Genomic DNA, 891 nt, shown 5'->3' with positions numbered 1-891 from the left:
AGGGCGTCCAGCTCTTCCAGCTGGAAACGCAGCAGCTCTTCTTTCTCGTTCTGTTCGCGGGCCTGGTTTAGGGCCTCGTCGTGGGCGCGGCGGGCCTTCTGCCAGTGGCGCCAGTGCTCGCGCACGCTGTTGGCCAGGTCGCGGGCGTCGGCAAAGTTGTCCAGTAGCTGGCGGTGGGCGTCTTTTTTCAGCAGCGCCTGATGTTCGTGCTGGCTGTGGATGCTGATCAGGCGTTCGCCCAGCTCGCGGACTTCCGCCAGCGGCGTGGGGGTGCCGTTCACATAGGCCCGGGAGCGGCCGTCGGCGCGCACGGTGCGGCGCAGCAGGCACTGCTCTTCATCATCCAGTTCCCGTTCGGCCAGCCATTGGCGGGCGGCCAGGTTGTTGCTCACATCAAAGGTGGCCAGCACCTCGGCGCGGTCGTGCCCGTGGCGCACGATGGATGAATCGGCGCGATCCCCGAGGGTGAGCCCAAGGGCGTCGATGATGACGGATTTGCCTGCCCCGGTTTCGCCGCTGATGACGGTGAGCCCGTTTTCGGGCTCCAGCTCCAGCTGGTCAACGGTGGCAAAATGACGAACGCTCAGGTGTGTCAGCATGGTGCTCCTCCGGAACAGGCGAAATCGGGGTTAAGCGGTGGTGCTCTGGGTCTGGATGACCCGGGTGCCGGCAAGGTGGTCGTGCAGGCAGCGGCGGTCAGACCGGAAAATCAGCAGCGGGTCGACAATCATGATCAGATTGACGCCGGGCAGCTGGGCGAGCACGTGAAAAACAAGGTAGCGCAGGCCGTAGAGCTTGCCTGCGGGCACGTTGTCCTGCTCCATGCCGACGATGCGCATATTGAGAATCGTCTTGCCAATGGTTTGCTGGCGGTTGAACAGCAGCCAGCCC

2 protein-coding genes are annotated in these 891 nt (G+C 64.2%); both read right to left on the bottom strand.

Translation table 11 applies throughout. The features are described from left to right. Window positions 1-599 (bottom strand): AAA family ATPase (locus A3754_RS23410; RefSeq protein ID WP_156497179.1); only part of this gene is annotated, 599 nt, incomplete at its 3' end. Between the two features lie 30 nt (window positions 600-629). Beyond that, window positions 630-891: RDD family protein (locus A3754_RS23405; RefSeq protein WP_197468815.1), on the bottom strand; the 262-nt coding region annotated here is incomplete at its 5' end.

It is taken from the genome of Alcanivorax sp. HI0083, from assembly GCF_001635175.1.
This window is presented reverse-complemented; position numbering and strand designations above follow the sequence as displayed.